The organism is Mannheimia sp. (assembly GCF_056854775.1).
This window is the reverse complement of the sequence record NZ_JBXGGI010000128.1, coordinates 1-7501: the sequence shown is the minus strand read 5'-3', so window position 1 is coordinate 7501 and position 7501 is coordinate 1. Positions and strand designations below refer to the sequence as shown.

Sequence of the window (7501 nt, the reverse complement as noted above, 5' to 3'; positions counted from 1 at the left end):
TAATTCATTATGGAGGCGAGATGTCTGAACCGATTAGATTAACCCAGTTCAGCCACGGGGCGGGTTGAGGTTGTAAGATTTCTCCTAAGGTGTTAGGGACAATTTTACAAACGCAATTAGATAAATTTATCGACCCGAATTTGCTCGTAGGTAATGAAACGGCGGACGATGCGGCGGTTTACGATCTAGGCAATGGGCAGGCGATTATCAGCACAACAGATTTCTTTATGCCGATTGTGGATGACCCGTTTGATTTCGGGCGGATCGCCTCTGCTAACGCCATAAGCGATATTTACGCAATGGGTGGCAAGCCGATTATGGCGATTGCCATTCTTGGCTTTCCTGTGAATAAATTGCCGGCGGAAGTGGCTCAGCAAATTGTAGAAGGCGGGCGTTTTGCCTGTCAGCAAGCCGGTATTGCGTTGGCTGGTGGGCATTCGATTGATTCGCCTGAGCCGATTTTTGGCTTAGCGGTAACCGGCATTGTGCCGACTGAGCGTGTGAAACGTAACGCTTCGGCAGTTGCCGGCTGTGAACTGTTTTTAACCAAGCCGTTAGGGATTGGGGTTTTAACCACTGCCGAGAAAAAAGGCTTGCTCAAGCCGGAACATCAGAATTTGGCAAGTGAAGTGATGTGCCAAATCAACTTAATTGGGGCGGAATTTTCCGAACTTGCTGAAGTAACGGCAATGACAGACATCACCGGTTTTGGCTTGCTTGGGCATTTAAGCGAAGTGTGCCAAGGCTCGAATGTGCGTGCGGAAGTACATTTTGCCGATATTCAAACCCTAGACGGCACGAAAGAGTATATCGCCTTAGGGGCAGTGCCGGGTGGTACGAATCGTAACTTTGACAGCTACGGGCATTTAATTTCAGCGATGACGGACGAGCAAAAAGCGATTTTATGCGATCCACAAACCTCAGGCGGTTTATTGGTAGCGGTGCTGCCACAAGCGGTCGAAAAAATCCAACAAATTGCAAAGCGGGCAAATGTATTACTATTCCACGTTGGCAAATTGCTTGAAATGGAAGAGGGAAAACCACTTATTGAGGTAATTTGATGTTTAAACCAAATGTAACAATGGCTTGCGTGGTACATTGCAAGGGCAAGTTTTTGTTCGTTGAAGAGATTGAATATGGTAAACGAACACTTAATCAACCGGCAGGGCATTTAGAACCAAATGAAACGTTGCTGGAAGGGGCAAGCCGAGAGTTGTTTGAAGAAACCGGTATTCGGGCGGAAATGGCAAGCCTTGTAAAAATTTATCAATGGCAAGCCCCACGCTCTAAAACGGACTATTTGCGTTTTCTGTTTACGGTAGAGCTTGATGATTGGCTTGAGCCTCATCCGCAAGATGCAGATATTACACAAGCTCTCTGGTTAAGTGTAGAGGAATTTAACCACTATATTCAGCAAGAGGGGCAATGTGAACGTAGCCCACTGGTGGTGCAATCACTGAAAGATTATTTGAACGGCGAGCGTTATCCGCTCTCGTTACTAAATGCGTTTGAGTGGAGGCAAAATGCAGCAATTTGATGTGGTGATTGTAGGCGGGGCGGTAAGCGGCTCGGTGTTGGCGTTGGCGTTAAGCAGTTTTTGTCAGTACAAAATCTCCATTGCGATAGTTGAAAAATCGTTGCCCAACTATGAACAACAAGGCGGTTTTGATGCTCGTAGTATTGCCTTAGCTGAAGGCAGTTTGCAAAAAATGAGTCAAATTCTACCGCTTGTAGGCGAGAATTTGGGCGAGATGATTCAAGCTATTGCCACCCCAATTCAACAAATTCAAGTAGCAGATAAAGGGCATTTCGGAAAAGCTACTCTTAAAGCAACCGAGCAGAATGTTCGCCAACTCGGTGCGGTGGTCGAGCTGGCAAAATTAGGCAAAAATTTAACCGCTTGCATTGAAAAACAGCCGAATATTCACGTTTTCTGTCCGAATGAAGTTAAGTCAATTAAACGCTCACAGCAATATTGTGAACTGACGCTAAAAGATGGCGAGAAGCTGAGCTGTTCTTTACTTGTGGCGGCTGATGGTATTCAGTCTCAAATTGCTAAACAATGTGGAATAGAAACTGTACAAGTTCGAGATTATAAACAATCAGCCATTATCGCTAATGTAGAGCTGAATAAATGGCATCAATATCAAGCCTTTGAGTATTTTACCGAACAAGGACCTTTTGCCTTACTGCCGTTAAGTGGCAATATGATGTCGTTGGTTTGGTGTGTGAAAAATGCAGATGAATTGGTACAGTTGTCAGATAATGAATTTTTAAGCCGATTACAACATCAATTTGGTTGGAAATTAGGGCAGTTTTTGCGTGTCAGCAAGCGGTTTGTTTATCCGCTGATTTTGCAAAAAGCAGAAAGTCATATTCATCACCGATTGGCTATTGTCGGTAACGCAGCACAGATGCTTCACCCGGTAGCAGGGCAGGGGTTTAACTTAGGATTGAGAGATTTGTACGCATTGGCAAAGCGAGTAGCCGAAGCCTTTAATCAGGGCAAAGATATTGGCGACTTTTCGTTGTTAGTCGAGTTTGAAAAAGAGAGAGTGCAAGATCAAAGTCGTATTATCAATGCAACAAGCGGTTTAATTTCTGTCTTTTCTTGCGGAATGTTGCCTATGCAAGCTATGCGGAACTTAGGGCTATTCGCCGTTTCACACTCGAAAACGGCTAGGGATTTTATAGCTAATCGAGCATTAGGGTGGTAAAAGTACAAAATCTTAAATTTTCTATTTGACATTGTTGCAAGAACGCTATATTATTCTGCCGTTTAAAAATCAATCCTAAGCCTTGAATGAAAATTCAAGGCTTTCCTTTTAGTGGAAGCCCTAGAAATTTTGTTTGCCGTAAAATCGGCAAAAAAATTTTACCTAAAATTGGCAACCGATTGCCGTAATCGTTTGCTAAGATGGTTTTGTATGCTTTCATCTGAGTAACTGCAAGAGTTACATCGTCATCACACAAAGAGAGTAAAAAATGACCACAGAAAATATGAATACGCCAAAACAGGCGTTTATCGGCTTGCAAATGTTGTTTGTTGCATTTGGGGCATTGGTATTAGTTCCGCTAATTACCGGTTTAGATCCTAATGTTGCCCTTCTTACTGCCGGTGTCGGCACTCTAATTTTCCAAGTTTGTACTAAACGTCAAGTCCCTGTTTTTCTCGCATCTTCTTTCGCTTTTATTGCTCCAATCCAATTCGGTGTCCAACAATGGGGTATTCCTGTAACAATGGGAGCATTACTATGCTCAGGTTTCATTTATATGGCATTATCTGCTTTAGTGAAAGCAAAAGGTGTTGAAATCTTACATAGATATTTTCCACCAATTGTGATTGGTCCTGTGATTATGGTGATCGGTTTGGGTCTTGCTCCTGTGGCAGTAGATATGGCAACAGGTAAATCAGCAAACATTCCATATAACACTGCAATTGTTGTTTCAATGACAACGTTGGTAACTACCCTTATTGTGGCTGTTTTTGCTAAGGGTTTATTGAAATTAGTACCAATTTTAGCCGGTTTAACAGTAGGCTATATTTTATCTATCTTTATGGGATTGGTGGATTTTACCAAAGTGATTGAAGCTCCTTGGTTTAGCTTACCAAATGTTTCTGCACCTGAATTCAAATTAGATGCTATTCTTTACTTACTACCAATTGCTCTTGCTCCTGCAGTTGAGCATTTAGGCGATGTGATGGCAATCAGACAAGTTGCCGGTAAAGATTTTATGAAAAAACCAGGCTTACACCGTACACTTTTAGGAGATGGTTTAGCAACTTCTGCGGCAGCGGCATTAGGTGGTCCACCAAATACGACTTATTCAGAAGTAACCGGTGCAGTGATGCTAACCAAAAATTTCAATCCGAAAATTATGACTTGGGCTGCGTGTTGGGCAATTGCCTTCTCATTCTGCGGAAAAATTGGGGCATTCCTTGCAACGATCCCGACTTTCGTGATGGGCGGTATTATGATGTTGCTATTCGGTGCAGTAGCCGTTGTGGGTATCAATACCTTAATCAAAGCTAAAGTTGATTTAAGTATTCCACGCAATCTTTGTATTGCTTCTGTTGTAATGACATTCGGGATTGGTGGTATGTTAATCAACATCGGCGAGTTCTCTTTGAAGGGAATCAGCTTATGTGCTTTAGTAGCGATTGTGCTAAATATCGTATTACCAAAAGAAAAAAACGTAACTCACTAATCGGAAAGGACGCTAATGCGTCCTTTTTGTTAAAAATTCTAAAATAAGGAATAATCTATGCAAAAATTAACGTTCAATCCCCCTCTTCTTAATACGCCTTGTCCTTGGTGCTCTGAGCTCGACAACTTGCGTGAACTCTATGCGTGTGAATACACGGGGGCTGTTACTACGCGTACTTCAATGTTAGAGCCATATCCACACGATTGGGCGAACAATCAATATGTTTTATTTGATTCTACTGCTCAACAAGTTGCCGGTGTAAATGTACAAAATGCAACTGCTATGCAAACTTCCAGCCTCAATACCATTGGGCTTAGTCCAAATAATTTAGCTGTAACCAAAGGTTTTGTTCGTACAATTTCTGATGAATTAAGCTCAAATAGCAGTAAACCGTTTATCATTTCTGTATTTGGCTCACCTGAGGAAGTGGGGGATTGCTACGAGCAGATTTGTGCGTTACAAAATGAAGTGAAAATGCCATTGGCAATGGAAATTAATATTTCTTGCCCGAATATTCCTGGTAAAGTTTCGCCAGCTTATTCCGCAGAGGAACTTCTGCCGTATTTAAAAGCACTACAAACAACGCTGGAGAAACTTAATCAGGGGGAAAATGCTCTGCCAATCGGCATCAAAATTCCGCCGTTTACTTACCAAAATCAGTATGATGAATTGATTAAAGGGTTATTACAAGCGGTCGAAAATGGTAAAAATTTACCAATTACTTTTATTACTTCAACGAATACGCTTGGCTCATCATTGTTAATGCAAGGTGATAAATCGGTATTAAACTCAGAAGTGGGTACAGGTGTAGGAGGAATGGCGGGAACTGCAATTCACGCCCTTTCTCTTGGAAATGTTTACACACTACGTCAAATGCTTGACCAAGAGCCGGCATTGAAATCACTGCAAATTATTGGTGTGGGTGGTGTAAATGATAAAGCAGGCTTTGAGCGAATGAAAGCCGTTGGGGCTGACTTTGTAGGTTTAGCAACGGCATTAGGTGTGAAAGGAATTGGCGTGTTTAAAGAGATTTTGTCTTAATCACGAAGAATAGAGGCGTGCGTTGCACGCCTAAATACTAAATAAAACATTTAGCCCAACCATTTCTCCACTAATTCATTAGTGGTTTCCTTATGCACCCACATACTGCCCAAGTCGGGGTGAGGGAATTTGGTGCGGTTGTAGCCGACAAATTGGCGAAAATCAAATACGGCGTGTGGGTAGCCGTTAATGAGTAAGAAGGCTTGATAGCCACTTTCATCCCAACAAATTTCCAAACGGCGTGGCTCGTGTAGTGAGTTTTGCTCAATATCACTGACGCTAAATACAAACAGACTATCGACCACAGGTTGCTCGGTTTGGTGTAAATCCATCGCATAAAAATAGCCTGTTTCGCCATCAATTTCAAACATCACCACTAAATGTTCGTGCTGAGTAGAATGTGCCCCATTGCGGTAAGGCTCGTTAAGTAGAATATGATCGGTTAAAACAGAGTAGAGCATTAAGTTATCCTTATATAGAAAAATGCCACCGATTTCTCAGTGGCATTTGCGATTTCATATCAGCAATTACGCTTGACCTTTAATCTCTTTACGACCATTGAACGGAGCCGGTGTACCAGCACGCTCTAACGCTTCTTCGATACGGATTAATTGGTTGTATTTCGCAACACGGTCTGAACGGCTCATAGAACCGGTTTTGATTTGACCTGCTGCTGTACCAACCGCTAAATCTGCAATCGTTGCATCTTCAGTTTCGCCTGAACGGTGAGAGATAACTGCGGTGTAACCTGCGTCTTTAGCCATTTTGATTGCCGCTAAAGTTTCAGTTAATGAACCGATTTGGTTGAATTTGATTAAGATAGAGTTTGCAATACCTTTTTCGATACCGTTTTTAAGGATTTTAGTATTAGTTACGAATAAATCGTCGCCTACTAATTGTACTTTGTCGCCTAATACTTTAGTTTGGTATGCGAAACCTTCCCAGTCAGATTCATCTTGACCATCTTCGATAGACACAATTGGATACTCTTTGCATAAGCCTTCTAAGTAGTGAGTGAACTCTTGTGAAGTGAAGGTTTTACCTTCGCCTTTCATATCGTACACATTACGTTCTTTGTCGTAGAACTCAGAAGATGCACAGTCCATCGCTAAAGTAACATCTTTACCTAATACATAACCTGCTTTTTCTACCGCTTCTTTGATACACGCTAATGCGTCTGCGTTAGAGGCTAAGTTAGGAGCGAAGCCACCTTCATCACCTACTGCGGTATTTAAACCTTTAGATTTTAATACTTTCGCTAAGTTGTGGAACACTTCAGCACCAATGCGTAATGCTTCTTTTAATGTTGAAGCACCCACCGGTTGAATCATAAACTCTTGAATATCAACGTTGTTGTCTGCGTGCTCACCACCGTTGATGATGTTCATCATTGGTAACGGCATAGAGTAAACGCCCGGAGTACCGTTTAATTCAGCGATGTAAGCATAAAGCGGTAAACCTTTAGATGCCGCTGCAGCTTTAGCGGTTGCTAAAGATACTGCTAAGATTGCGTTTGCACCAAATTTAGATTTGTTATCTGTACCGTCTAAATCGATCATAATTTGGTCGATTTCAGCTTGTGCTGTACCTTCTTTACCTTCAATTGCTTTAGCAATTTCGTTGTTTACTGCTGAAACCGCTTTTAATACGCCTTTACCTAAGAAACGACCTTTATCGCCATCACGTAATTCTAACGCTTCGCGTGAACCTGTTGATGCACCTGATGGAGCAGCTGCTAAACCTACGAAGCCACCTTCTAAGTGAACTTCAGCTTCTACGGTTGGGTTACCACGAGAGTCGATAATTTCACGACCGATTACTTTAACAATTTTAGCCATTGTTGAGTTCCTCTAATTTGAGAGTTAATAGAAAAAAAGAATAGGTATATATTAAAGCGATTTTCTGCTTTTGTCTTGGAAAAACTGTGATGAGAGTTGAGAATTTACCACTAATTTGATCTAAGACTATATTCGCTCAAGATTATAGCAATTTTTGCAAAAAACGGCAAAAATTTGCTCGCTTGTATGCTTATTTTTTGATTAAAAAAGTCAGTGTTTCATAATGTGAAGTGTGAGGGAACATATCAAACAACTGCACTTTGTTTAATTCATAATTGGTTAAGGCTGCAAAATCTTTAGCCATAGATTGAGCGTTGCAACTTGAATAGATCAAATAAGGAGAGCCTAAATCATTTAAAAATTCCGCTAAAGGTTTGCCAATACCACGTCGAGGTGGGTTCACAATCACTAAA

The 7501-nt window shown here is 41.6% G+C and carries 7 protein-coding genes and 1 pseudogene; 5 read left to right on the top strand and 3 right to left on the bottom strand.

The features are described from left to right. The first annotated feature begins 20 nt into the window (after positions 1-20). From selD to ACJHV0_RS09130, 5 genes are all read left to right on the top strand, one after another. Entirely contained in the window at positions 21-1061 is a 1041-nt protein-coding gene (gene selD / locus ACJHV0_RS09150) for a selenide, water dikinase SelD (protein WP_483134000.1), read from the top strand. Then, positions 1061-1537, top strand: a complete 477-nt coding sequence (locus ACJHV0_RS09145; protein WP_483133999.1) for an NUDIX hydrolase — start codon at positions 1061-1063, stop codon at positions 1535-1537. The genes selD and ACJHV0_RS09145 overlap by 1 nt, the downstream gene beginning before the upstream one ends. After that, entirely contained in the window at positions 1524-2717 is a 1194-nt protein-coding gene (gene ubiH / locus ACJHV0_RS09140; protein ID WP_483133998.1) for a 2-octaprenyl-6-methoxyphenyl hydroxylase, read from the top strand. Before ACJHV0_RS09145 ends, ubiH begins: the two co-directional genes overlap by 14 nt. 268 nt (positions 2718-2985) lie before the next feature. Beyond that, a complete protein-coding gene (locus ACJHV0_RS09135) occupies positions 2986-4209 on the top strand; it encodes a uracil-xanthine permease family protein (RefSeq protein WP_483133997.1) in 1224 nt (407 codons plus the stop codon). Positions 4210-4266: 57 nt separating this feature from the next. Next, positions 4267-5250 carry a dihydroorotate dehydrogenase gene (locus ACJHV0_RS09130; RefSeq protein ID WP_483133996.1) on the top strand — a complete coding sequence of 328 codons (984 nt, stop codon included), beginning with the start codon at positions 4267-4269 and terminating at the stop codon, positions 5248-5250. A gap of 50 nt (positions 5251-5300) precedes the next feature. Here ACJHV0_RS09130 and ACJHV0_RS09125 read toward each other — a convergent pair whose 3' ends face one another. The 3 genes and pseudogenes from ACJHV0_RS09125 to rumB form a co-directional block, all read right to left on the bottom strand. After that, positions 5301-5711 carry a DUF2251 domain-containing protein gene (locus ACJHV0_RS09125; protein WP_483133995.1) on the bottom strand — a complete coding sequence of 137 codons (411 nt, stop codon included), beginning with the start codon at positions 5709-5711 and terminating at the stop codon, positions 5301-5303. 66 nt (positions 5712-5777) lie between these two features. Then, positions 5778-7088: a phosphopyruvate hydratase gene (gene eno, locus ACJHV0_RS09120; protein ID WP_025236378.1), complete on the bottom strand. Its 1311-nt coding sequence runs from the start codon at positions 7086-7088 to the stop codon at positions 5778-5780. 190 nt (positions 7089-7278) lie between these two features. After that, a pseudogene (gene rumB / locus ACJHV0_RS09115) lies at positions 7279-7501 on the bottom strand (23S rRNA (uracil(747)-C(5))-methyltransferase RlmC); the annotation flags it as partial.

Coding starts and splice junctions, on each gene's coding strand:
- ACJHV0_RS09145 (WP_483133999.1), top strand. CDS start 1,061: ATGTTTAAACCAAATGTAACAATGGCTTGCGTGGTACATTGCAAGGGC.
- ubiH (WP_483133998.1), top strand. CDS start 1,524: ATGCAGCAATTTGATGTGGTGATTGTAGGCGGGGCGGTAAGCGGCTCG.
- ACJHV0_RS09135 (WP_483133997.1), top strand. CDS start 2,986: ATGACCACAGAAAATATGAATACGCCAAAACAGGCGTTTATCGGCTTG.
- ACJHV0_RS09130 (WP_483133996.1), top strand. CDS start 4,267: ATGCAAAAATTAACGTTCAATCCCCCTCTTCTTAATACGCCTTGTCCT.
- ACJHV0_RS09125 (WP_483133995.1), bottom strand. CDS start 5,711: ATGCTCTACTCTGTTTTAACCGATCATATTCTACTTAACGAGCCTTAC.
- eno (WP_025236378.1), bottom strand. CDS start 7,088: ATGGCTAAAATTGTTAAAGTAATCGGTCGTGAAATTATCGACTCTCGT.